Here is a 25145-nt window from a genome sequence, read left to right as displayed (position 1 = left end):
GCGCCACCGCGCGGCGGGGGCTTCGCCCGTCGCGGGGCGACAATGGCTCCATGCCCGAAGGAGACAGCGTCTGGCGCGCCGCGGCCCGGCTGCACGCCGCCCTGGCCGGCCACGAGCTGACGCGCAGCGACCTGCGCGTCCCGCGCTTTGCCACCGCCGACCTCACCGGCCGCACCACCCTGGACGTCACCCCGCGCGGCAAACACCTCCTCGCCCGTTTCGAAGGCGGCCTCACCCTCCACACCCACCTCGGCATGGACGGCACCTGGCGCATCTTCTCCGTGCACGGGAAATGGAACGGCGGCCCCGACCATGAGATCCGCGCCGTCCTCGGCACCGCCGGGCACACGGCCGTCGGCTACCGCCTCCCCGTCGTCGAACTGCTGCGCACCGCCGAGGAGAGCCGCGCCGTCGGTCACCTGGGCCCCGATCTCCTCGGCCCGGACTGGGACGCGGACCGGGCCGCCGCCAACCTCCTCGCCACCCCCGGGCGCCCCCTCGGCGAGGCCCTGCTCGACCAGCGCAACCTGGCCGGCATCGGCAACATCTACAAGAGCGAGCTCTGCTACCTGGCCCAGGTCACCCCCTGGACCCCGGTCGGCGACCTCCCCGACCCCGCCACCACCGCCGTCCGCCTGGCCGGAGCCGCCCACCGCCTCCTGCGCGCCAACACCGGCGACAGCGGGATCCGCAACACCACCGGCAGCCGCCACCGCGGCCAGGAGCTGTTCGTGTACGGGCGCGCCCGCCGCCCCTGCCTGCGCTGCGGCACCCCGGTCCGCCAGGCCCCGCAGGACGACCGCCCGACCTACTGGTGCCCCCGCTGCCAATCCGGCCCGACGCCCGGCTAATCCCCCACTGTTGACGGTCCGTCAGATCTGGTCGTACCGTCCCGGCATGCCCACACCCAGAACCCCGTACGACCTCACCGGCAAGGCCGCCCTGATCACCGGCGCAGCGAGTGGCATAGGCCGCGCCACCGCCGTCCTCCTCGCCGGGGCCGGCGCCGCCGTGCACTGCGCGGACCGCGACGAGCCGGGGCTCGCCGAGACCGCGGAGCTCGTCGCCAAGGCCGGCGGATCCGCCACCATCCACCCCCTCGACGTCACCGACCGCGCCGCCCTGCGCGCCGCCGTCGCAGCCGCCGGACCGCTCGACATCACCGCCGCCATCGCCGGGATCATGCACACCAGCAGCGTCCTGGAGACAGCCGACGAGGACCTCGACCGCGTTCTGGAGATCAACTTCAAGGGTGTCCTGCGCACCTGCCAGGAGGCCGCCCGCGCCATGATCGCGGCCGGCCGCCCCGGCTCGATCATCACCATGGCCTCGGGAGCCGTGGACGCCGCCCAGCCGGGTCTGCTCTGCTACAGCGCCGCCAAGGCCGCCGTCGTCCAGCTCACCAAGACCCTCGCCACCGAGGCCGGCCCCCACGGCATCCGCGTCAACGCCGTCGCCCCGGGCTGGATCCGCACCCCCATGACCGACCGGCACAGCCCCGAGGTCCAGGAACAGACCGAGGCCGCGATGGTCCGGATGTCTCCCCTGCGCCGGGTCGGCGAGCCCGAGGACATCGCGCAGGCCGTGCTCTACCTCGCCTCGGACGCCTCGTCCTTCATGACGGGCCAGATCCTCCGCCCGAACGGCGGAGTGTCGATGCCCTGGTAGCCACCCCGCCGGCGGCCACCCCGTCGACCACCCCGTTGGCAGTCACCCCGTCGGCCGCCACCCCACCGGCCGCCGTCCCCTCGGCCGCCGCCGCCCGCCGAGCCCTGCGTACGGGCCCGGGCGTGCAGTGCACCGGCAGCAGCCCCAAACCCCAGCCGCCCACGGCCACCGCGCCCTCGACCGGCCCCGCATCGCCGGGCGCGAGCGCCAGCCTCAGCACCGCCCACCACCACAGCACTCCGAGCGCCAGCACGAGGGTCACGACCGGGGGTATGTGTAGTAACCGCCGCACGGCTTCCTCCTGGGATCAGGGCCGCGATCCGGACGCGTCCCATCCTCCCGCAAGCCCTCGTGCCGCGCACCCAGAACGGTGCCCGGTACGACAGCCGGAACGGCACGGAGCCCCGGCCGGTGCATCACACACCGACCGGGGCTCCGGCCACGCTCATTTCTTCACAGCGCGCGCATCGAACTCACGCGGCTACGACATTCACCGCTTCCGCAGGCGCCTTGATGGTCACCCGCTCCGGGCCGCCCGCGACCGAAGTCACGGAGACCGAATTGAGCATCGGGCGGACCGGCACCGTCACCGGTTCGCTTGCCGCGGCCGACTGCGCCAGCTCAGCCAGCGACAGCTCGTCGCTGACTTCGCGCATCAGCTCGGACATCCGTACGTCCAACGCGTCGCAGATCGCGGAGAGCAGCTCGGAGGATGCCTCCTTCTGCCCCCGCTCCACCTCGGAAAGATAGCCGAGAGAAACTCGGGCGGACGAGGAGACTTCGCGCAGAGTACGGCCCTGGCGCTGGCGCTGCCGACGCAGCACGTCACCCAGCAGGCGACGGAGCAGAATCATCGGTGGCTCCCTCCTCTGACCGTGTAGCCGCATCCTTCACGCCCCACCGTACCGCCTCGCGCCGCGGCCGTGCGGGGAGCTATGTCGTGTTCACTCAGGGCTGCAAACATCAAATCCCCCCGTTCTGTTCCGTATCCTGCCCCCGCGCATTCTCGCGCAGTTCGCTCAAGAGCAGTTCGAGCACTGTCCGTGCACTCTCCCTACGGATTTCCGCCCGGGAGCCGTTCAACCTCAGCGGGACGGTTTTCCTGCCCGCCGGACCCACAACGGCGATGAAAACGGTGCCCACCGGCTGCCCGTCCTGTGGGTCCGGACCGGCCACCCCGGTGGTCGCGATCCCCCACGATGCCCCCAGCACGCGCCGCACGCCGGCCGCCATGTCGGCCGCGACCTGGGAGTTCACCGCTCCTTCGGCAGCCAGCAGCCCGGCGTCCACCCCCAGGATGCGGTGCTTGAGCTCGGTGGCGTACGCGGTGACCGAGCCGCGGAAGGACCGGGAGGCTCCGGCGACGCCCGTGATTTCGGCGGCCACCATCCCGCCCGTCAGAGACTCGGCGACCGCGAGCGTCTGGTCACTCTCCGCGAGGAGGCGCAGCACCTCCGCGACCACCGTGGCGGTGTCCCCGGTCTCCGCGGGAGCTTCCGCGGCGCCCGAAGACGCCCCACCGGCCACCGCAGATTCCCCCACCGCGTTTGTCACCTTGCGGCCTGCTCCGCGGCCAGCCCCTTGCGCCGTAGCACCACGGCCTCGCGAATGTAATCCAAACCGGTGACCACGGTCAGCACGACGGCGACCGCCATCATCCAAAAGCGCAAGGTCGCCAGCGGACCGGTCAGTGCGAGCACGTACATGCCCACCGCCGTGCCCTGGGCCAGGGTCTTCATCTTGCCGCCGCGGCTGGCGGGAATCACTCCGTACCTGATGACCCAGAAACGCATGAGCGTGATCCCGAGTTCCCGTCCGAGGATCACGCCGGTCACCCACCAGGGCAGGTCGCCCAGCCAGGAGAGACAGATCAACGCCGACCCCATGATCGCCTTGTCGGCGATGGGGTCGGCGATCTTCCCGAAGTCCGTGACCAGGTTGTACGTACGGGCCAGGTGCCCGTCGAAGATGTCCGTGATCATGGCGACGGCGAACGCGGCCCAGGCCAGCGCCCGCCACACCGGGTCGTACCCGCCGTCGGCGAGGAGGAGCAACACGAATCCCGGCACCAGGACGAGCCGGATCATCGTCAGGATGTTGGCGATGTTCCACAGGCTGGCCTGATTGACCGCCGCAGCCCCCAGCTTCGCGCCGGGCGCGGGCCGGCGGCCGGTCCCGCCCGCCGCAGATGCCGGGACTCCGGTCATCCGGCCGCCTCCTCGTCGAGGTGCAGGGGCTCGGCCACCAGGTCCACGCCCAGCGTGCCGACCACCTTCGCCGTCACGATGCGGCCGGGCACCAGCCCCGTGCTGTCCGTGAAGACGACCTGGCCGTCGGTCTCGGGCGCCTGGTGCGCGGCACGCCCGTAGGCACCGTCACCCTCCTCGTCGACCGTTTCCACGGACTCGACGAGCACCTCCAGGGTCTCCCCGATCCGCTCCTCCGCGCGCTGCGAGGTGAGCTCCTCGGCGAGCCGCTGCATGTGGGCGAGCCGCTCGGCGATCGTGTCCTCGTCCAGCTTGTTCTCGTACGTGACGGCCTCGGTGCCGTCCTCGTCGGAGTAGCCGAAGACGCCGATCGCGTCGAGGCGGGCGTGGGTGAGGAAACGCTCCAGCTCCTTGAAGTCCGACTCCTTCTCCCCGGGGAACCCGACGATGAAGTTGGACCGGACGCCGGCCTGCGGGGCCTTGGTGCGGATGGTGTCCAGCAGCTCCAGGAACCGGTCGGTGTCACCGAAGCGGCGCATCGCGCGCAGCACGTCGGGTGCCGAGTGCTGGAACGACAGGTCGAAGTACGGCACGACCTTGGGGGTCGAGGTCAGTACGTCGATCAGGCCGGGCCGCATCTCGGCGGGCTGGAGGTAGCTGACGCGGACGCGCTCGATGCCGTCCACCTCGGCCAGCTCGGGCAGCAGGGTCTCCAGCAGGCGGATGTCGCCGAGGTCCTTGCCGTACGAGGTGTTGTTCTCGGAGACCAGCATGATCTCCTTGACGCCCTGCTCGGCGAGCCAGCGCGTCTCGCCCAGCACGTCGCTGGGGCGGCGGGAGATGAAGGAGCCGCGGAAGGACGGGATGGCGCAGAAGGAGCAGCGGCGGTCGCAGCCGGAGGCGAGCTTGACCGAGGCGACGGGGCTCTTGTCCAGGCGGCGGCGCAGCGGGGCGCGCGGCCCGGAGGCGGGCGCCAGGCCCTCGGGGAGGTCCGCGGGGGCGGCCTCGGGCTCCTGGGCGTGGCCGGGCAGGGCCACCTCGGCGTCCTGGCGGGCCGCGGGGCTGATCGGCAGCAGCTTGCGCCGGTCACGCGGGGTGTGGGAGGCGTGGATGCCGCCGTTGAGGATGGTCTGGAGGCGGTCGGAGATGTCGGCGTAGTCGTCGAAGCCGAGCACGCCGTCGGCCTCGGGGAGCGCTTCGGCCAGTTCCTTGCCGTAGCGCTCGGCCATACAGCCGACGGCGACGACGGCCTGGGTCTTGCCGTGATCCTTGAGATCGTTGGCTTCCAGCAGGGCGTCTACGGAGTCCTTTTTGGCGGCTTCGACGAAGCCGCAGGTGTTGACGACGGCCACGTCCGCATCGGCGGCGTCCTCGACGAGCTCCCAGCCATCCGCCGCCAAGCGGCCTGCGAGCTCCTCCGAGTCCACCTCGTTACGGGCGCAGCCAAGAGTGACAAGGGCGACGGTACGGCGTTCGGGCATGGACTCAAGACTACTTTGTCCAAACGCCGACCCCTGCCCCAAGTCCCGGTAAACCAAGATCCCCGGGGTGCGGCGCAGCACCCCGGGGACCCGGAATCAAGGATTCAGCGCCTTATCAGCCCGCCTGGGCCGGTCCCTGGCGGGGGTCGTCCTTGGTGTATGTGAGGCGTTCCACCTGGCCCGGCTGGAAATCGTCCTTGATCTCCTTGCCGTTCACGAAGAGCTTCACGACACCGGCGTCGCCGAGGACGAGGTCGATGGATTCCTTGTCCGTGAAGGTCTTGGACTGGCCGGGGGCCAGCGTCCCGTCGAACAGCAGCCGGCCGCTGTGGTCCTTCGCGGAGATCCAGCTCTCGCCGTCGTTCGCCGTCAGGACGACCGTGACGAGGTCCTTGGGCGCGGCGGCGATCGCACTGTCCGAGGGCTCCGGAGCGGGCGCCTTCGGGGTCTGCGGGGCCTGCGGGGGCTGGGCGGCCGGCTTCCCGGCCGACTGCTTGGGCGCGGCCTGCGGGGCGGAACCTTCCGCCACCGGCCGCTTGTCCTTCGCGTCACCGCCGCCGAACGCGGTGAAGCCGACGAAGCCGATCACGGCGACGATGGCGGCCACCATGGCCGCGGTCCAGTTGGGCCGCTGCCGCTCGGGGCGGATCCGCTCCGCTTCGAACATCGGCGCGGCGGGGGTGGGTGCCGGCCGGCCGCCGTGGGCCGCGTCGTACGCGTCGACCAAGGGTTCCGGATCGATGCGCACGGCGCGGGCGAGCGTACGGATGTGACCGCGGGCGTAGACGTCGCCGCCGCACCGCGTGAAGTCGTCGGCTTCGATCGCGTGCACGATCGGGATGCGCACGCGGGTGGTGGAGCTGACCTCGTCGACGGTGAGCCCGGCGGCGATCCGGGCCTGCTTCAGGGCCGTCCCGATGGACGGTCCTTCGATCGTGGGTTCGATGATGCGGTCCTCGGAGCGGTCGTCGGTCGAAGGCCGCTCGTCTTCGGGGGAGTTGGAGTTGCCGATGGACACGAGGGCGCCTTTCGAGCGTGTAGCCACCTGCTGGATTCCCAGTCTAGGGGGGTGACGAAAGGGTGGAGCAACCGGAGGGTGGACTTCCTACGCCATCCGAATGGCAAGGGGGAGTCCGGGGCGGTGCAGCAGCCCGGCGCAGCACGCGGGGCCGCCATCTCCCTCAACTAGACGCGGGCCCAGGGGAAACGGTTGCCCGCCGAACGGACTGCAAAATGGCCACCTCCGCGCCCGCCCGCCAGGCCTCCGACGGGCCGCCCGCGGCGTCCCCGAGGCGGTGTCGGCCGGCCCACCGGATCCGCTACGGCTGGTCCTCCCCACGGATGACGGCGAGGACCCCGTCCAGCTCGTCCGCCTTCACCAGGACGTCACGGGCCTTCGAACCCTCGCTCGGGCCGACGACCCCCCGCGACTCCATGAGGTCCATGAGCCGGCCCGCCTTGGCGAAGCCGACCCGGAGCTTGCGCTGGAGCATCGAGGTCGACCCGAACTGGGTGGAGACCACCAGCTCGGCCGCCTGGCACAGCAGGTCCAGGTCGTCGCCGATCTCCTCGTCGATCTCCTTCTTCTGCTTCTGCCCGACGGTGACGTCGTCCCGGAAGACGGGCGCCATCTGGTCCTTGCAGTGCTGCACGATCCCGGCGATCTCGTCCTCGGTGACGAAGGCGCCCTGGAGGCGGACCGGCTTGTTGGCGCCCATGGGCAGGAACAGCCCGTCGCCCTTGCCGATCAGCTTCTCGGCGCCCGGCTGGTCGAGGATGACCCGGCTGTCGGCGAGGGAGGAGGTGGCGAACGCGAGCCGCGAGGGCACGTTCGCCTTGATCAGGCCGGTGACCACGTCCACCGAGGGCCGCTGGGTGGCGAGCACCAGGTGGATGCCGGCCGCGCGGGCCAGCTGGGTGATCCGGACGATCGAGTCCTCGACGTCGCGCGGAGCCACCATCATCAGGTCGGCGAGCTCGTCGACGATCACCAGCAGGTACGGGTACGGGCTCAGCTCCCGCTCGCTGCCCGGCGGCAGTTTGATCTTGCCGTCCCGGATTGCCTGGTTGAAGTCGTCGATGTGCCGGTAGCCGAAGGCGGCCAGGTCGTCGTAGCGCAGGTCCATCTCGCGCACGACCCATTGGAGCGCCTCGGCGGCCCGCTTGGGGTTGGTGATGATCGGCGTGATCAGGTGCGGGATGCCCTCGTACGCCGTCAGCTCCACCCGCTTGGGGTCGACGAGCACCATCCGGACGTCCTCCGGGGTGGCCCGCACCATGACCGAGGTGATCAGGCAGTTGATGCAGGAGGACTTTCCGGAGCCAGTGGCGCCGGCGACGAGCACGTGCGGCATCTTCGCGAGGTTGGCCATGACGTAGCCGCCCTCGACGTCCTTGCCGAGCGCCACCAGCATCGGGTGGTCGTCCTCGGCCGCGTCCGCCAGCCTGAGCACGTCGCCCAGGTTGACCATCTCGCGGTCGGTGTTCGGGATCTCGATGCCGACCGCCGACTTGCCCGGGATCGGACTGATGATCCGCACGTCCGGCGAGGCCACCGCGTAGGCGATGTTCTTGGCGAGCGCGGTGATCCGCTCGACCTTGACGGCGGGGCCGAGCTCCACCTCGTAGCGGGTCACCGTCGGGCCGCGGGTGAAGCCGGTGACCCGGGCATCGACCTTGAACTCGGTGAAGACGTTGGTCAGCGAGGCGACGACCGCATCGTTGGCGGCGCTGCGGGTCTTACCGGGTCCGCCCTTCTCCAGCAGGTCGAGCGAGGGCAGGGCGTAGGTGATGTCCCCCCGCAGCTGGAGCTGCTCGGCGCGCGGCGGCAGTGACTGGGGCGGCGGCGCGGCCTTGGTGAGGTCCGGCACCGACAAGGTCCCGGAAGCCGCGGCGGTGGTGTCGTGCGGCGGCTCGGCCGGCGACGGCCCGGTGGCCTTGGGTCGCTCCAGCCGCGCGGACGGCACCGCGGCGGTGATCTCCACGCCCTCGGGCTTCGGGGAGATGCCGTGCGTGAGGTCGGCGACCACCGGGGAGGGCGGCATCCCGCCGAGCACCACACCGTCCAGGGCGGCGGCGGCCGCCGCGGCCACGTCGACGGCGTCCATCTCCCGGTCGAGGGCCGGCCGGGCCGTGCTCCTGCGCGGGCGCCGCCGCCGGGCGAGCGCCTGCTCCTCGGCGGCGTCGGCGCTGTCCGTGTCCGCCGGCCCGCCCTGGTCGGCGGCCCCCGAGCGGGCCCGCCACTGCTCGGGGTCGTGCCGGCCGGCGGCTCCGTCCTCCCCGAACCCCTCGTCGTATTCGTTCGGGGCGATGATCCCGAGCCGGATGCCGAGCCTGCGCAGCCGCTGCGGGATCGCGTTGACCGGGGTCGCGGTGACCACGAGCAGCCCGAAGACCGTGAGCAGCACCAGCATCGGTACGGCCAGCGGCGCGCCCATGGTGAAGATCAGCGGCTTCGAGGCCCCCCAGCCGATGAGGCCGCCCGCGTTCTGCATGGCGGTGGTTCCCTCGTCGCGGCCGGGCGCCCCGCAGGCGATGTGCACGAGGCCGAGCACCCCGATGACGAGCGCGGAGAGGCCGACGCCGATCCGGCCGTTGGCGTCGGGCTGCTCGGGATGGCGGATGAAACGCACCGCCATGACGCCGAGCAGGATCGGCACGAGCAGATCCAGTCGCCCGAAGGCACCGGTGACCAGCATGGTGACCAGATCCCCGACGGGACCGCTCAGGTTCGACCAGGTACCGGCGGCGACGATCAGTGCGAGGGCGAGCAACAGCAGTGCGACGCCGTCCTTGCGGTGGGCGGGGTCGAGGTTCTTGGCCCCCTGCCCGATCCCCCGGAATACCGCGCCGACCGCGTGCGCACAGCCCAGCCACACGGCACGCACCAGCCGCACCACGCCCCCGGTCGGAGACGGCGCGGGCTTGGGCGCCGCCTTCTTGACGGGGGCGCGCCGGGGCGCCGCGGCTTTCTTCGCGGCGGGCTTGCGGGCGGGAGCCGCCTTCTTCGCCGGCGCCGTCGTCCGGCCGGTGCGGCCCTTCGCGGTGCCCGCTGTGCTCTGGGAACCCTTGCCGGACGTACGTGAGGCCATGGGCCCGAGGTTACCGGTGCGCGCGCTGGTGGACACGCGTGCCCACCCCTTCACCCGTTCGTGTCGCGCGCCGCGTCAGTGCTTTGACGGACCGCCAGACCCGGGCCCGACCGAACGGCCCGCGGGTAAGCCCCGGTACGCGGCCGTGCGGAGCGCTCAGCCCTGCGCGGGCAGCACCGGCGCTCCCCCACCGGTCCCCGGCTCCAGCGCGTCGAGCGCCCGCCGCAGTCCGGTGAGCTTGCGCTCCAGGTGGGCGGCGGTCGCCACGACCGCCGCATCGGCGGATTCCTCGCCGAGTTGCTTGGTCAGCGCCTCGGCCTGCTCCTCGACCGCCGCGAGCCGCGCGGACAGCTCGGCCAGCAGGCCCGCCGTCTCCTTGCTGCCGTCGCCGTTGGAGCCGCCGCCCTCCAGCTGGAGCCGCAGCAGCGCCGCCTGCTCCCGCAGCTGGCAGTTCTTCGTGTACAGCTCCACGAACACCGAGACCTTGGCCCGCAGCACCCACGGGTCGAAGGGCTTGGAGATGTAGTCCACCGCGCCGGCGGCGTAGCCGCGGAACGTGTGGTGCGGACCGTGATTGATCGCGGTGAGGAAGATGATCGGGATGTCCCGGGTCCGCTCGCGCCGCTTGATGTGCGCGGCGGTCTCGAACCCATCCATCCCGGGCATCTGCACGTCCAGCAGGATGACCGCGAAATCGTCCGTCAGCAGCGCCTTGAGCGCTTCCTCCCCCGACGACGCCCTGACCAGTGTCTGATCGAGCGCGGAGAGGATGGCCTCCAGCGCCAGCAGATTCTCCGGCCGGTCATCGACCAGGAGGATCTTGGCCTTCTGCACCATGCCCTGTCCTCCTCGCCCCGGCATGGGGCCTCCCCGGCTCCTGGCACCGGCCTGTACGCCGGGCCCCGCCCCAGAAGAGGACGGCATCCTTGCGCCGTCCGTCCTTGTGCCGGTCATCGTAGCCCCAGTCCCGAGATCGCCACACCCTGTCACCAAGATGTCACTGTGCACGAAGCAGAAACGGTGTGGGAGAGCAGAAGGTTCCCCGCCTCCCGCCCTTCCACACCGTTTTCGCCACAGTCAGTCAGCAATTGGTATCAGAGCGCTCGCCCGTCGATCACTTGCCCCGCATCCACTGTTCCATGACCGACAGGAGGAAGTCGGGGTCGACCGGCTTGGTGACATAGTCGGAAGCTCCGGAATCGATCGCCTTCTCCCGGTCCCCCTTCATCGCCTTCGCCGTCAGCGCGATGATCGGCAGCCCGGCGAACTGTGGCATCCGCCGGATCGCCGACGTCGTCGCGTACCCGTCCATCTCCGGCATCATGATGTCCATCAGCACGACGGTCACGTCGTCGTGCTGCTCCAGGACCTCGATCCCCTCGCGGCCGTTCTCGGCGTACAGCACCGCCAGCCCGTGCTGCTCCAGCACGCTCGTCAGCGCGAAGACGTTGCGGACGTCGTCGTCCACGATGAGCACCTTCTCGCCGTGGAAGTCGTACGTCCGGGGCAACACCGGAAGTTCCTCCGCCGGGTTGGCCCAACCGTCCTCGGGTCCCTGCACGTTCGGCTGCCCCGGCACCGCCGTGCGCGGCTCCAGGTCGCTCAGCGCCTTGCGCCGCCGCCGGAACAGCGCGGCGCCGCCCTGCCCCTGACCGACCGGCTCGGCGGCCGGCAGCCCGGGCCGCGCGTGCTGCGCCTGCGCCTGCGGTACGGGTACGGGCGCCGCCGGGGCCGCCGGCAGCGCGGGCCGCGCCCCGTCCGCCTGCCTGCGGTACACCTCGCCGCGCGCCCCACCGGGCGTGGGCGGCGCGTAACCCTGCGGCGGCAACTCGCTCGGGTGCAGCGGCAGGTACAGCGTGAACGTGGATCCGCGGCCGGGCTCGCTCGCCGCGTGGATCTCACCGCCCAGCAGCCGCGCGATCTCCCGGCTGATCGACAGCCCGAGCCCCGTACCGCCGTACTTCCTGCTGGTGGTGCCGTCGGCCTGCTTGAACGCCTCGAAGATGACCAACATCTTGCTCGCCGCGATCCCGATCCCGGTGTCCGTCACCGAGAAGGCGATCAGGTCCGCGTCCGCCTCCCGCAGCGAACCGGCCTCCAGCAACTGCTCCCGGATCGCCGTCGGCACGTCCGAACCGGCGGGCCGGATCACCAGCTCCACCGCCCCGGTGTCGGTGAACTTCACCGCGTTCGACAGCAGGTTGCGCAGCACCTGGAGCAGCCTCTGCTCGTCGGTGTGCAGGGTCGCCGGAAGCTCCGGGGAGACCCGTACGGAGAAGTCCAGCCCCTTCTCCGCGGTCAGCGGCCGGAAGGTCGCCTCCACGTAGTCCACGAGCTGAACGAGCGCGATCCGGGTCGGCGAGACGTCCATCTTCCCGGCCTCGACCTTCGACAGGTCCAGGATGTCGTTGATCAGCTGGAGCAGGTCCGAGCCCGCCCCGTGGATGGTCTCGGCGAACTCCACCTGCTTCGGCGACAGGTTCTCGTCCGCGTTGTCGGCGAGCAGCTTGGCCAGGATCAGCAGCGAGTTGAGCGGCGTGCGCAGCTCGTGCGACATGTTCGCCAGGAACTCGGACTTGTAGCGCATCGAGACCGCGAGCTGCTCGGCGCGCTCCTCCAGCACCTGCCGGGCCTCTTCGATCTCGGTGTTCTTCACCTCGATGTCCCGGTTCTGCTGGGCGAGCAGCTCCGCCTTCTCCTCCAGCTCGGCATTGGCGGCCTGGAGCGCCTTCTGCCGGTTCTCCAGCTCGTCGGAGCGCTCGCGCAGCTGCTCGGTCATTTCCTGCGACTGCTTGAGCAGCATCTCCGTCTTGGAGTTCACGCTGATCGTGTTGACGCTCGTACCGATCATCTCGGCGATCTGGCTCAGGAAGTCCTTCTGGATCTGCGTGAAGGGCTGGAAGGACGCCAGCTCGATGACGCCGAGCACCTTCCCCTCGAACAGCACCGGCAGCACGATCACGTGCGCCGGCGGCGCCTCCCCGAGCCCCGAGGAGATCTTCAGATAGCCGGGCGGGGTGTTCTCGACCAGGATCGTCCGCTTCTCCTCGGCGACGGTCCCGATCAGCCCCTCCCCCGGCCGGAACGACATGGGCATCTGGCCGCCCGCGTACGCGTAACTCCCGCGCATCCGAAGCTCGTACGAGCCGTCCGGGCCGCCCTCCGTCCCGATCTCGGTGCTCCCGCCGGTCGGCAGGACCAGGAAGAACGCTCCGTGCTGCGCCGAGACCACCGGGGTCAGCTCGCTCATGATCAGCGACGCCACGTCGTCCAGTTCGCGGCGGCCCTGCATCAGGGCGGAGATCCGGGCGAGGTTGCCCTTCAGCCAGTCCTGTTCCTTGTTGGCCAACGTGGTGTCGCGCAGGTTCGCGATCATCGTGTTGATGTTGTCCTGGAGGACCTGGATCTCGCCCGCCGCGTCCACGTCGATCTTCAGGTTGAGGTCTCCGCGGGTCACCGCGGTGGCCACTGCCGCGATCGCGCGCACCTGCCGGGTGAGGTTGCCGGCCATCTCGTTCACGGACTCCGTGAGGTCGCGCCAGGTGCCGTCCACGTCCCGCACCCGCGCCTGCCCGCCCAGGATGCCCTCGGTGCCCACCTCACGGGCCACCCGGGTCACCTGGTCGGCGAACGAAGACAGCTGGTCGACCATCGTGTTGATGGTGGTCTTGAGCTCCAGGATCTCACCGCGCGCATCGATGTCGATCTTCTTGGTCATGTCGCCCTTGGCGATGGCGGTCGTGACCATGGCGATCTGCCGCACCTGACCGGTGAGGTTGGAGGCCATGAAGTTCACCGAATCGGTGAGGTCCTTCCACGTCCCCGACACACCCGGCACGTGCGCCTGGCCGCCGAGCCGGCCCTCCGTACCCACCTCGCGGGCCACGCGCGTGACCTCGTCCGCGAACGAGGACAGGGTCTTGACCATCGTGTTGACCGTGTCGGCGAGCTGCGCGACCTCGCCGCGCGCCTCCACCGTGACCTTCTTCGTCAGATCACCGTTGGCGACCGCCGCCGAGACCTGCGAAATGTTGCGCACCTGCGACGTCAGGTTGTTGGCCATCAGGTTGACGTTGTCGGTCAGGTCCTTCCAGATGCCCGTCACCCCGCGCACCCGCGCCTGGCCGCCGAGGATGCCCTCGGAACCCACCTCGCGGGCGACCCGCGTCACCTGCTCCGCGAACGAGGACAGCTGGTCGACCATCGTGTTGACGGTCGTGACGAGTTCGAGGATCTCGCCCTTGGCGTCCACGGTGATCTTCTTGGAGAGATCGCCCATCGCGACCGCCGTCGTCACCTCGGCGATGTTGCGCACCTGCGAGGTCAGGTTGTTCGCCATGAAGTTGACGGACTGCGTGAGGTCCTTCCAGGTGCCCGAGACGCCCTTCACCTCGGCCTGGCCGCCCAGGATGCCCTCGGTGCCCACCTCACGGGCGACGCGGGTCACCTGCTCCGCGAAGTTCGAGAGCTGGTCCACCATCGTGTTGAGGGTGTTCTTCAGCTCCAGGATCTCGCCGCGCGCATCCACGTCGATCTTCTGGGACAGGTCACCGCGCGCCACCGCCGTCGCCACCTGAGCGATGTTGCGCACCTGCGAGGTCAGGTTCCCGGCCATGCCGTTCACCGAGTCCGTGAGGTCGCGCCACACGCCGGCCACTCCCGGCACCTGCGCCTGGCCGCCGAGGCGGCCCTCCGTACCCACGTCCCGGGCCACCCGGGTCACCTGCTCCGCGAAGGCCGATAGCTGGTCGACCATGGTGTTGATGGTGTTCTTCAGCTCCAGGATCTCGCCGCGCGCATCCACGTCGATCTTCTGGGACAGGTCACCACGGGCCACCGCCGTGGTCACCTGGGCGATCTGGCGCACCTGGGAGGTCAGGTTGCCGGCCATGAAGTTGACGGAGTCGGTGAGCTCCTTCCACGTCCCGGACACCCCCTCCACGCGGGCCTGGCCGCCGAGCCGGCCCTCCGTACCCACGTCCCGCGCCATCCGCGTGACCTGGTCGGCGAAGCTCGACAGCTGGTCCACCATCGTGTTCACGGTGTTCTTCAGCTGGAGCATCTCGCCCGAGACGTCCACGGTGACCTTCTGCGACAGGTCGCCGTTGGCCACCGCCGTCGTCACCTGCGCGATGTTGCGGACCTGGCCGGTCAGGTTGCGGAAGGCGGTGTTCACCGAATCGGTGAGGTCCTTCCACGTACCCGCCGCACCCGGCACCTGTGCCTGGCCGCCCAGCTCACCCTCGACGCCGACCTCACGGGCCACACGCGTCACTTCCGCGCCGAAGGACTGGAGCTGGTCCACCATCGTGTTGACGGTGTTCTTCAGCTCCAGCATCTCGCCGGCCACGTCGACCGTGACCTTCTGAGAGAGGTCGCCGTTGGCCACGGCGGTCGTCACCTGCGCGATGTCCCGCACCTGCGTGGTCAGGTTGCGGAAGACCGTGTTCACCGAATCGGTGAGGTCCTTCCACGTACCCGCCGCACCCGGCACCTGGGCCTGGCCGCCCAGCAGACCCTTCGCCCCGACCTCGCTGGCCACCCTGGTGACCTCGTCCGCGAAGGTGCGCAGGGTCTCCGTCATCTGATTGATCGTTTCGGCCAGCTGCGCCACCTCGCCGCGCGCGCTGACCCGCACCTTCTGCGACAGGTCGCCATTGGCGACGGCCGTCGTGACCTGCGCGATCCCGCGCACCTGGGCCGTCAGGTTGCCCGCCATCGTGTTGACGGAGTCGGTCAGGTCCTTCCACACCCCTGCGACCCCGGGCACCTTCGCCTGACCGCCCAGCTCACCCTCCGTGCCCACCTCGCGGGCCACCCGGGTCACCTCGGAGGAGAACGACGACAGCTGGTCCACCATCGTGTTCACGGTGTTCTTCAGCTGGAGCATCTCGCCGGCCACGTGCACCGTGACCTTGCGCGACAGATCGCCCTTCGCCACCGCCGTCGTGACGAGAGCGATGTCACGCACCTGAGCGGTGAGCCGGTACGCCATCGTGTTGACGGAGTCGGTCAGGTCCTTCCAAGAACCCGACATTCCACGCACTTGGGCCTGACCGCCGAGCTTGCCCTCGGTACCCACCTCCAGCGCCACGCGCGTCACCTCGTCGGTGAACGCGGACAGCTGGTCGACGAGGTTGTTGACCGTGCGCCCGACCTTCAGGAACTCACCGCGCAGCGGATGCCCGGCCCCGTCCGCCGTCTGCGTCCGCAGGTCCATCCGCTGGTCCAGATCGCCCTCGGCGACCGCCGACAGCACCCGGCCCACCTCGGACACCGGCCGCGCAAGATCGTCCACCAGCTGGTTCGAGGCGTCGATCGCAGCCGCCCAGGAGCCCTCGCAAGCGCCTGTTTCCAGCCGTTCGCTCAGCTTCCCCTCGCGGCCCACCATCCGCCGCACGCGGGAGAGCTCTCCCGTGAGATGGAGGTTCCGGTCGGCGACCTCGTTGTAGACGGCGGCGATCTCCGCCATCACGCCCTCGCCGGACACCGTCAGCCGCTTGCGGAAATTCCCGTCCCGCATCGACACCAGGGCTGTGAGCAGCCGGTTCAGGGCCGCGGTATCGACTTCCGTCGTGCCGTTCCGGCGGGACCTCCCGCCTTTCGGGCGCGTTCCCGTACGCCGCACCGCTGCGCCAGACTCCACCGTGTCCCTCCCGAAAGGGTCGACCGCTGTTCCACCGACACCCGGCGAGTCGCACGCCCGGCTATCCGATCCTGCCCAGTGTTTCACCCTGGCCGAACCCGGCCATAACACTTCGGCACCATCGCACACCGGCCGCACCCTGCGGGTGGAATCCCTGACGACGGCACCAAGCCGACCGCGAAGGTAAGTAACCTGGCACCCGATGTCCAACCGCGTCGAAGGAGACTCGTGATCACGGCTCGGGCGGCTGCCAGCTTCGACCCCCTCGGGCGCTCGGTCGCCGCGGCCCGAGCGTTCGTCCGCGACACCCTCCAAGGATGGGGCTTCGCGGACATCGTCGACGACGCCGTGGTCCTCACCAGCGAGCTCGTCACGAACGCCGTGGTCCACGCCGGCACCAAGGCCGAGGTCCTCTGCCTGCGCTCCGGGGACGGGGTACGCGTGGAGATCGCCGACCGGTATCCCGAGCGCGAGCTCCCGCTCCAGTACCCCGGCGAGCGCCCGTACGCGGACCCCGACCGGGAGAACGGCCGCGGGCTGATGCTCTGCGCCGCCCTCGCCACCCGCTGGGGAGTCGAGTACACCGCCACCCACAAGCACGTGTGGTTCCGGCTCGACCTCCCGGACCGGCCGGTCGGTACCCGCTCCGCCGGGCCCGTCGTCCCGGACCGGCTCCTGCCGCTCGCCGACAGCCGGGTCCGCGTCGCCGTCCTCCAGATCGACGCCTCCGACGCGGTCTCCGCCTGGAACGAGGACGCGGAGCACGTCTTCGGCCACTCCGCGGAGAAGGTCGTCGGCCGCCCGCTCGCCGAACTCGCCGCCTGGCCCCAGACCCCCGGCACCGGCACCGGCATCGCCGAGGCCCTGCGGCTGTCCCGCTGGGAGGGCAGCTACGGCATTCGCGGCGCCGACGGCCGCGTGATCCCCGTGTACGCCTCCCACCTGCGGGTCCGCGATGCCCAGGGCGAGCCCTCCATCGTCTGCCTGCTGGTCCACGACGACGAGCGGGCCCTGCTCCAGACCCCCGTACGGGTGGCCGCCGCCGACAGCCTTCAACTCACCGAACCCCGCCCCGTGGACCCCTTCGAGGTCTTCATCGGCTCCCCCGCCCCCGATGACCTCGACGGACTGCTCCAGCGCACCGTCGAACGCGCCCGCGACATGCTCGACGCCGACTCCGCCTTCCTGCTGCTGGCCACCGACGACGAGACCGAGCTGGAAGTCCGTGCCACGACCGGGCTACCCTCCACCCGCCAGCGCTTCGCCCGCGTCCCCGTCGAGGCCGGCACCAACCGATACGGCTCCGCGCGCATGCCCGCCGTCCACGACGACCTCGCCGCCGTCCCCGGAGCCGTCCCGCTCCTGGAGGCCACCGGCATGCGCTCGGTGATCACCGTTCCGCTCAAGGTCGAGGGCCGGCTCACCGGCTCACTCGGCGTCGCCGCCGAGGGCCCGGGCCGCTACTCCAACGCCGAGGCCCTGCGTCTCCAGTTCGCCGCCGACCGCATCGCCCTCGCCGTCGAGTCCGCCCGCCTTGGCGAGCTGGAACGGCTGCGCCGCGGCTCCCTGTCCTTCCTCGTCGAGGCCTCCGACCTGCTCGCGGGCACCCTCGACCGGGACCAGACCCTGGCCCTCATGGCGCAGATGACCGTCCCGACGCTGGCCACTTGGTGCGCCGTCTACACGATCGCCGACCAGTCCTCCGATCCCTACCTCTCGTACGTCCTGCACGAGGACGAGGAACGCATCGACGGCCTCAAGGCCCTGCTGTCCCGCGTCAGCCCGCCGGAACCGGTCCGCGAGGCCGGCGCCCGCCCCTGGCCCGAGACGGCGCTCGCGGTCGGCGGGGAGACCGTCGTCCTGCCCCTCCTGGCCCGCAACCGCGTGATCGGCATGCTCACCCTCGGCAAGCCGTCCGAGGAGCACTTCCGCCAGGAGATCCTCGAACTCGCCGAGGACCTCTCCCGCCGGGCCGCCCTCGCCCTCGACAACGCCCGCCTCTACTCCGAGCGCACCGCGATCAGCCGCTCCCTGCAGCGCAGCCTGCTCCCGCCCGGCTCGCCCGCGATCCCCGGCATGGAGGTCGAGGTCATCTACCGCGCGGCGGGCGAGGGCAACGAGGTGGGCGGCGACTTCTACGACGTCTTCCCCATCCGTGACGGCGCGTACGGCTTCGCCATCGGCGACGTCTGCGGTACGGGTCCCGAGGCGGCCGCCGTCACCGGTCTCGCCCGGCACGCCCTGCGCCTCCTGGCCCGCGAGGGACTCGGCGGCCCGGCGGTGCTGGAGCGGCTCAACGCGGCCATCCTCGACGAGGGCGCCCGCAGCCGCTTCCTCACCCTCCTGTACGGCGAACTCCACCCCCAGCCGGACGGCGGCGCCCTGATGAAGGTCGTCTGCGCCGGCCATCCGCTGCCGCTGCGCCTGCGCCCGGACGGCCGGGTCACCCCGGCCGCCGACCCGCAGCCGCTGCTCGGCGTCATCGACGACCTCGACCTCTACGAGCAGACCCTCTCGCTGGAACCGGGCGACGTGCTCCTGTGCGTCACGGACGGGGTGACGGAACGCCGCGAGGGCACCCGCATGCTCGGCGACGATGGCCTCACGGAGGTCCTCACCACCTGCACGGGCCTCACGGCCGGCGCGGTCGCCGCCCGTGTCCTGCGCGCGGTGGAACGCTTCGCGGCCGAACCCGCCTCGGACGACATGGCCATCCTGGCCTTCCGCGTCCCCCAGCCGCGCGAGGGCGACTAGCCGGAGCGCGGCCGGACGCTCACCCCGGGGGCGCGGGCTTGATGCGGCGCGTGGCGGAGCGCAGTGCGAAGGCCATCACCACTTCGAATACGCCGAGCAGGACGAGCCACAGTCCCAGCAGTCGGGTCAGGGCGACCGCGGAGTCCACCGGGAAGCAGAGCACGACGATGCCGGCGACGGCGCCGAGGACGCCCAGCCCGAAGAGCAGGCCCCGGTGTACGAGCCCGCGGTCGGCGATGGCGACGTACGCCGTGAGCACTCCGGTCAGCAGCCAGAAGACTCCGAGGATCAGGGACAGCGCCCCGATCGTCTGCATCGGATGCCGCAGTACGAGGACGCCCGCTAGGAACGCCAGTATGGCGACCAGGACGCTCGCCAGTCTGCCGCCGCCGTCGGTGCTGTGCGAGAAGGCGGTGACGAACCGGAAGACCCCTGCCACGAGGAGCTGCAGGCCGATGATGACGGCCAGGATGTGCAGCGTCTCATCGGGCCATACGAGTACCAGGATGCCCGGGATCAGGGTCGCGAGGGCGAAGCCGAGCGCCCAGCGCCATGAGGCTCCGACCTGCTTGAGGACGTCCTCGGGGTCGCTCTGCACGTGCTGCGGTGTCGCCGCGTCAGGGGGTAGGGACATCACGCCTCCCAGGCCGGCCGGACGGCCCTAGGGGCACGTCGAAGCCGCCGGTCGTACCTTGTTTACCCTTCCCGGCCATTTTAGGTTGGCGAGCCGGAGTCCGCCCTCCGACGGATCCGCCTCCCGGCAACCGCGCCCGAAACGCAAAAAGGCCCCCGCCAAATGGCGGGGGCCTTTTTCATGGAGCCCTTTAACGGAATCGAACCGTTGACCTTCTCCTTACCATGGAGACGCTCTACCGACTGAGCTAAAAGGGCGGGTTGTTCGGCGGCGTCCTACTCTCCCACAGGGTCCCCCCTGCAGTACCATCGGCGCTGAAAGGCTTAGCTTCCGGGTTCGGAATGTAACCGGGCGTTTCCCTAACGCTATGACCACCGAAACACTATGAAATTTGAACGCTGGCTAAAATCACAGCTGTTCGTTATTTCAGAACTAACACAGTGGACGCGAGCAACTGAGGACAAGCCCTCGGCCTATTAGTACCAGTCAGCTCCACCCGTTACCGGGCTTCCACATCTGGCCTATCAACCCAGTCGTCTACTGGGAGCCTTACCCTCTCAAGGAGGTGGGAATACTCATCTTGAAGCAGGCTTCCCGCTTAGATGCTTTCAGCGGTTATCCCTCCCGAACGTAGCCAACCAGCCATGCCCTTGGCAGGACAACTGGCACACCAGAGGTTCGTCCGTCCCGGTCCTCTCGTACTAGGGACAGCCCTTCTCAATATTCCTACGCGCACAGCGGATAGGGACCGAACTGTCTCACGACGTTCTAAACCCAGCTCGCGTACCGCTTTAATGGGCGAACAGCCCAACCCTTGGGACCGACTCCAGCCCCAGGATGCGACGAGCCGACATCGAGGTGCCAAACCATCCCGTCGATATGGACTCTTGGGGAAGATCAGCCTGTTATCCCCGGGGTACCTTTTATCCGTTGAGCGACGGCGCTTCCACAAGCCACCGCCGGATCACTAGTCCCGACTTTCGTCCCTGCTCGACCCGTCGGTCTCACAGTCAAGCTCCCTTGTGCACTTACACTCAACACCTGATTGCCAACCAGGCTGAGGGAACCTTTGGGCGCCTCCGTTACCCTTTGGGAGGCAACCGCCCCAGTTAAACTACCCATCAGACACTGTCCCTGATCCGGATCACGGACCGAGGTTAGACATCCAGCACGACCAGAGTGGTATTTCAACGGCGACTCCACAACCACTGGCGTGGCTGCTTCAAAGTCTCCCACCTATCCTACACAAGCCGAACCGAACACCAATATCAAACTGTAGTAAAGGTCCCGGGGTCTTTCCGTCCTGCTGCGCGAAACGAGCATCTTTACTCGTAGTGCAATTTCACCGGGCCTATGGTTGAGACAGTCGAGAAGTCGTTACGCCATTCGTGCAGGTCGGAACTTACCCGACAAGGAATTTCGCTACCTTAGGATGGTTATAGTTACCACCGCCGTTTACTGGCGCTTAAGTTCTCAGCTTCGCACACCCGAAAGTGCACTAACCGGTCCCCTTAACGTTCCAGCACCGGGCAGGCGTCAGTCCGTATACATCGCCTTACGGCTTCGCACGGACCTGTGTTTTTAGTAAACAGTCGCTTCTCGCTGGTCTCTGCGGCCACCCCCAGCTCACGGAGCAAGTCCGATCACCAGTGATGGCCCCCCTTCTCCCGAAGTTACGGGGGCATTTTGCCGAGTTCCTTAACCATAGTTCACCCGAACGCCTCGGTATTCTCTACCTGACCACCTGAGTCGGTTTAGGGTACGGGCCGCCATGAAACTCGCTAGAGGCTTTTCTCGACAGCATAGGATCATCCACTTCACCACAATCGGCTCGGCATCAGGTCTCAGCCTTAATGAGGGACGGATTTGCCTACCCCTCGGCCTACACCCTTACCCCGGGACAACCACCGCCCGGGCTGGACTACCTTCCTGCGTCACCCCATCGCTTACCTACTACAAGTCTGGTTCGTCGGCTCCACCACTTTCCTTTCCCCGAAGGGTCCGGAACGGCTTCACGGACTTAGCATCGCCTGATTCGATATTGGGCGTTTCAAAGCGGGTACCGGAATATCAACCGGTTGTCCATCGACTACGCCTGTCGGCCTCGCCTTAGGTCCCGACTTACCCTGGGCAGATCAGCTTGACCCAGGAACCCTTAGTCAATCGGCGCACACGTTTCTCACGTGTGTATCGCTACTCATGCCTGCATTCTCACTCGTGAACCGTCCACAACTAGCTTCCGCTGCTGCTTCACCCGGCACACGACGCTCCCCTACCCATCACAGCGGGCGTTGGCCCTATTGCTGCAATGACACGACTTCGGCGGTACGCTTGAGCCCCGCTACATTGTCGGCGCGGAATCACTTGACCAGTGAGCTATTACGCACTCTTTCAAGGGTGGCTGCTTCTAAGCCAACCTCCTGGTTGTCTCTGCGACTCCACATCCTTTCCCACTTAGCGTACGCTTAGGGGCCTTAGTCGATGCTCTGGGCTGTTTCCCTCTCGACCATGGAGCTTATCCCCCACAGTCTCACTGCCGTGCTCTCACTTACCGGCATTCGGAGTTTGGCTAAGGTCAGTAACCCGGTAGGGCCCATCGCCTATCCAGTGCTCTACCTCCGGCAAGAAACACACGACGCTGCACCTAAATGCATTTCGGGGAGAACCAGCTATCACGGAGTTTGATTGGCCTTTCACCCCTAACCACAGGTCATCCCCCAGGTTTTCAACCCTGGTGGGTTCGGTCCTCCACGAAGTCTTACCTCCGCTTCAACCTGCCCATGGCTAGATCACTCCGCTTCGGGTCTAGAGCGTGCAACTCAATCGCCCTATTCGGACTCGCTTTCGCTACGGCTTCCCCACACGGGTTAACCTCGCTACACACCGCTAACTCGCAGGCTCATTCTTCAAAAGGCACGCAGTCACGACTGTATGTGCAAGCACATACAGCGACGCTCCCACGGCTTGTAGGCACACGGTTTCAGGTACTATTTCACTCCGCTCCCGCGGTACTTTTCACCATTCCCTCACGGTACTATCCGCTATCGGTCACCAGGGAATATTTAGGCTTAGCGGGTGGTCCCGCCAGATTCACACGGGATTTCTCGGGCCCCGTGCTACTTGGGAGATTCTTAAGCAAGCCGCTGATGTTTCGTCTACGGGGGTCTTACCCTCTACGCCGGACCTTTCGCATGTCCTTCGACTACATCAACGGTTTCTGACTCGCCGACCGGCCGGCAGACCGATCAAAAGAATTCCCACAACCCCGCATGCGCAACCCCTGCCGGGTATCACACGCATACGGTTTGGCCTCATCCGGTTTCGCTCGCCACTACTCCCGGAATCACGGTTGTTTTCTCTTCCTGAGGGTACTGAGATGTTTCACTTCCCCTCGTTCCCTCCACACTGCCTATGTGTTCAGCAGTGGGTGACAGCCCATGACGACTGCCGGGTTTCCCCATTCGGACACCCCCGGATCAAAGCTCAGTTGGCAGCTCCCCGGGGCCTATCGCGGCCTCTCACGTCCTTCATCGGTTCCTGGTGCCAAGGCATCCACCGTGCGCCCTTAAAAACTTGGCCACAGATGCTCGCGTCCACTGTGTAGTTCTCAAACAACGACCAGCCACCCATCACCCCACCAGACAAGCTGGCGAGTTCACTGGGGCCGGCACTGAAGACATGACCTTACGGCCGTACCTTCAGGACCCAACAACGTGCCAAGCACGATCCCCTCCACTTCACTGTGTTCCACGCCGAAGCAGTACTTACAGAGAGTTTTGGAAACCGTGCCAACTAATCAACGTTCCACCCATGAGCTGACCGTGCAGAACGTTTGTCTGCAATCGGTACTGTGCTCCTTAGAAAGGAGGTGATCCAGCCGCACCTTCCGGTACGGCTACCTTGTTACGACTTCGTCCCAATCGCCAGTCCCACCTTCGACAGCTCCCTCCCTTACGGGTTGGGCCACCGGCTTCGGGTGTTACCGACTTTCGTGACGTGACGGGCGGTGTGTACAAGGCCCGGGAACGTATTCACCGCAGCAATGCTGATCTGCGATTACTAGCAACTCCGACTTCATGGGGTCGAGTTGCAGACCCCAATCCGAACTGAGACCGGCTTTTTGAGATTCGCTCCACCTCACGGTATCGCAGCTCATTGTACCGGCCATTGTAGCACGTGTGCAGCCCAAGACATAAGGGGCATGATGACTTGACGTCGTCCCCACCTTCCTCCGAGTTGACCCCGGCGGTCTCCTGTGAGTCCCCATCACCCCGAAGGGCATGCTGGCAACACAGGACAAGGGTTGCGCTCGTTGCGGGACTTAACCCAACATCTCACGACACGAGCTGACGACAGCCATGCACCACCTGTATACCGACCACAAGGGGGGCACTATCTCTAATGCTTTCCGGTATATGTCAAGCCTTGGTAAGGTTCTTCGCGTTGCGTCGAATTAAGCCACATGCTCCGCTGCTTGTGCGGGCCCCCGTCAATTCCTTTGAGTTTTAGCCTTGCGGCCGTACTCCCCAGGCGGGGAACTTAATGCGTTAGCTGCGGCACCGACGACGTGGAATGTCGCCAACACCTAGTTCCCAACGTTTACGGCGTGGACTACCAGGGTATCTAATCCTGTTCGCTCCCCACGCTTTCGCTCCTCAGCGTCAGTAATGGCCCAGAGATCCGCCTTCGCCACCGGTGTTCCTCCTGATATCTGCGCATTTCACCGCTACACCAGGAATTCCGATCTCCCCTACCACACTCTAGCTAGCCCGTATCGAATGCAGACCCGAGGTTAAGCCTCGGGCTTTCACATCCGACGTGACAAGCCGCCTACGAGCTCTTTACGCCCAATAATTCCGGACAACGCTTGCGCCCTACGTATTACCGCGGCTGCTGGCACGTAGTTAGCCGGCGCTTCTTCTGCAGGTACCGTCACTTTCGCTTCTTCCCTGCTGAAAGAGGTTTACAACCCGAAGGCCGTCATCCCTCACGCGGCGTCGCTGCATCAGGCTTTCGCCCATTGTGCAATATTCCCCACTGCTGCCTCCCGTAGGAGTCTGGGCCGTGTCTCAGTCCCAGTGTGGCCGGTCGCCCTCTCAGGCCGGCTACCCGTCGTCGCCTTGGTGGGCCATTACCCCACCAACAAGCTGATAGGCCGCGGGCTCATCCTTCACCGCCGGAGCTTTTAACCCCCACCCATGCAGGCAGGAGTATTATCCGGTATTAGACCCCGTTTCCAGGGCTTGTCCCAGAGTGAAGGGCAGATTGCCCACGTGTTACTCACCCGTTCGCCACTAATCCACCCCGAAGGGCTTCATCGTTCGACTTGCATGTGTTAAGCACGCCGCCAGCGTTCGTCCTGAGCCAGGATCAAACTCTCCATGAATGTTTACCCGTAATCGGGTGCACACGCACTTAGAGCGGGACGATCATGTCGGAATATGACCGACCGTCCACTGCGTCCTCGCTGTGTTGTTGCCTGCCCCGAAAGACAGGACTTTTTCAAAGGAACCTCATCCACCGAAGTGGACGGGGTATCAACTTCTGGCGTTGATTTTTGGCACGCTGTTGAGTTCTCAAGGAACGGACGCTTCCTTTGTACTCACCCTCTCGGGCTTTCCTCCGGGCTTTCGTTCTTCGTTCTTGCGTTTCCGACTCTATCAG

At 67.7% G+C, this 25145-nt stretch carries 12 protein-coding genes, 1 tRNA gene and 3 rRNA genes; 3 read left to right on the top strand and 13 right to left on the bottom strand.

The window, feature by feature from the left end; all coding sequences use genetic code 11:
* Window positions 1-50 precede the first annotated feature (50 nt).
* Both OG974_RS00080 and OG974_RS00075 read left to right on the top strand, forming a co-directional pair.
* Window positions 51-851, top strand: coding sequence for a DNA-formamidopyrimidine glycosylase family protein (locus OG974_RS00080; protein WP_327278873.1), 801 nt, complete (start codon window positions 51-53; stop codon window positions 849-851).
* Window positions 852-897: 46 nt separating this feature from the next.
* Entirely contained in the window at window positions 898-1668 is a 771-nt protein-coding gene (locus tag OG974_RS00075) for an SDR family NAD(P)-dependent oxidoreductase (RefSeq protein ID WP_327278872.1), read from the top strand.
* A 473-nt stretch (window positions 1669-2141) separates the two neighbouring features.
* On the opposite strand, the gene OG974_RS00070 is transcribed toward OG974_RS00075, so the two are convergent.
* The 8 genes from OG974_RS00070 to OG974_RS00035 all read right to left on the bottom strand — a co-directional run bounded on the left by OG974_RS00070 (window position 2142) and on the right by OG974_RS00035 (window position 16093).
* Window positions 2142-2522, bottom strand: coding sequence for a helix-turn-helix domain-containing protein (locus OG974_RS00070; RefSeq protein ID WP_030301503.1), 381 nt, complete (start codon window positions 2520-2522; stop codon window positions 2142-2144).
* A 109-nt stretch (window positions 2523-2631) separates the two neighbouring features.
* Window positions 2632-3132, bottom strand: coding sequence for a CinA family protein (locus OG974_RS00065; RefSeq protein ID WP_371644995.1), 501 nt, complete (start codon window positions 3130-3132; stop codon window positions 2632-2634).
* Window positions 3133-3218: 86 nt separating this feature from the next.
* Entirely contained in the window at window positions 3219-3875 is a 657-nt protein-coding gene (pgsA, locus tag OG974_RS00060; RefSeq protein WP_327278870.1) for a CDP-diacylglycerol--glycerol-3-phosphate 3-phosphatidyltransferase, read from the bottom strand.
* Window positions 3872-5356, bottom strand: coding sequence for a 30S ribosomal protein S12 methylthiotransferase RimO (gene rimO, locus OG974_RS00055; protein WP_327278869.1), 1485 nt, complete (start codon window positions 5354-5356; stop codon window positions 3872-3874). Before rimO ends, pgsA begins: the two co-directional genes overlap by 4 nt.
* A 115-nt stretch (window positions 5357-5471) precedes the next feature.
* Window positions 5472-6374 carry a RodZ domain-containing protein gene (locus OG974_RS00050; protein ID WP_327278868.1) on the bottom strand — a complete coding sequence of 301 codons (903 nt, stop codon included), beginning with the start codon at window positions 6372-6374 and terminating at the stop codon, window positions 5472-5474.
* Between the two features lie 301 nt (window positions 6375-6675).
* Window positions 6676-9447 (bottom strand): DNA translocase FtsK, encoded by a 2772-nt coding sequence (locus tag OG974_RS00045; RefSeq protein WP_329314674.1) that lies wholly within the window; start codon window positions 9445-9447, stop codon window positions 6676-6678.
* 156 nt (window positions 9448-9603) lie between these two features.
* Entirely contained in the window at window positions 9604-10284 is a 681-nt protein-coding gene (locus OG974_RS00040) for a response regulator (protein ID WP_327278866.1), read from the bottom strand.
* A gap of 277 nt (window positions 10285-10561) precedes the next feature.
* Window positions 10562-16093, bottom strand: a complete 5532-nt coding sequence (locus OG974_RS00035) for a HAMP domain-containing protein (RefSeq protein WP_328763920.1) — start codon at window positions 16091-16093, stop codon at window positions 10562-10564.
* Between the two features lie 192 nt (window positions 16094-16285).
* On the opposite strand from OG974_RS00035, the gene OG974_RS00030 reads away from it, so the two are divergent.
* The gene (locus tag OG974_RS00030) at window positions 16286-18847 is read left to right on the top strand and encodes a SpoIIE family protein phosphatase (protein ID WP_371646686.1); all 2562 of its coding nucleotides are present in this window, start codon (window positions 16286-16288) and stop codon (window positions 18845-18847) included.
* Window positions 18848-18866: 19 nt separating this feature from the next.
* On the opposite strand, the gene OG974_RS00025 is transcribed toward OG974_RS00030, so the two are convergent.
* The 5 genes from OG974_RS00025 to OG974_RS00005 all read right to left on the bottom strand — a co-directional run bounded on the left by OG974_RS00025 (window position 18867) and on the right by OG974_RS00005 (window position 24867).
* Entirely contained in the window at window positions 18867-19481 is a 615-nt protein-coding gene (locus tag OG974_RS00025) for an HdeD family acid-resistance protein (protein ID WP_371644993.1), read from the bottom strand.
* Window positions 19482-19662: 181 nt separating this feature from the next.
* Window positions 19663-19738: transfer RNA gene (locus OG974_RS00020), tRNA-Thr, on the bottom strand.
* Between the two features lie 5 nt (window positions 19739-19743).
* Window positions 19744-19860, bottom strand: a 5S ribosomal RNA gene (gene rrf / locus OG974_RS00015).
* Between the two features lie 77 nt (window positions 19861-19937).
* Window positions 19938-23060 (bottom strand): 23S ribosomal RNA (locus tag OG974_RS00010).
* Window positions 23061-23342: 282 nt separating this feature from the next.
* Window positions 23343-24867: ribosomal RNA gene (locus tag OG974_RS00005) — 16S ribosomal RNA — on the bottom strand.
* The 16S, 23S and 5S rRNA genes sit together here with 1 tRNA gene alongside, the layout of an rRNA operon.
* Window positions 24868-25145: the final 278 nt, after the last annotated feature.

The organism is Streptomyces sp. NBC_00597 (assembly GCF_041431095.1).
GTDB lineage: Bacteria > Actinomycetota > Actinomycetes > Streptomycetales > Streptomycetaceae > Streptomyces.
Note: the sequence above shows the minus strand (reverse complement) of the source record. Positions and strands in the feature narration are given on the sequence as shown.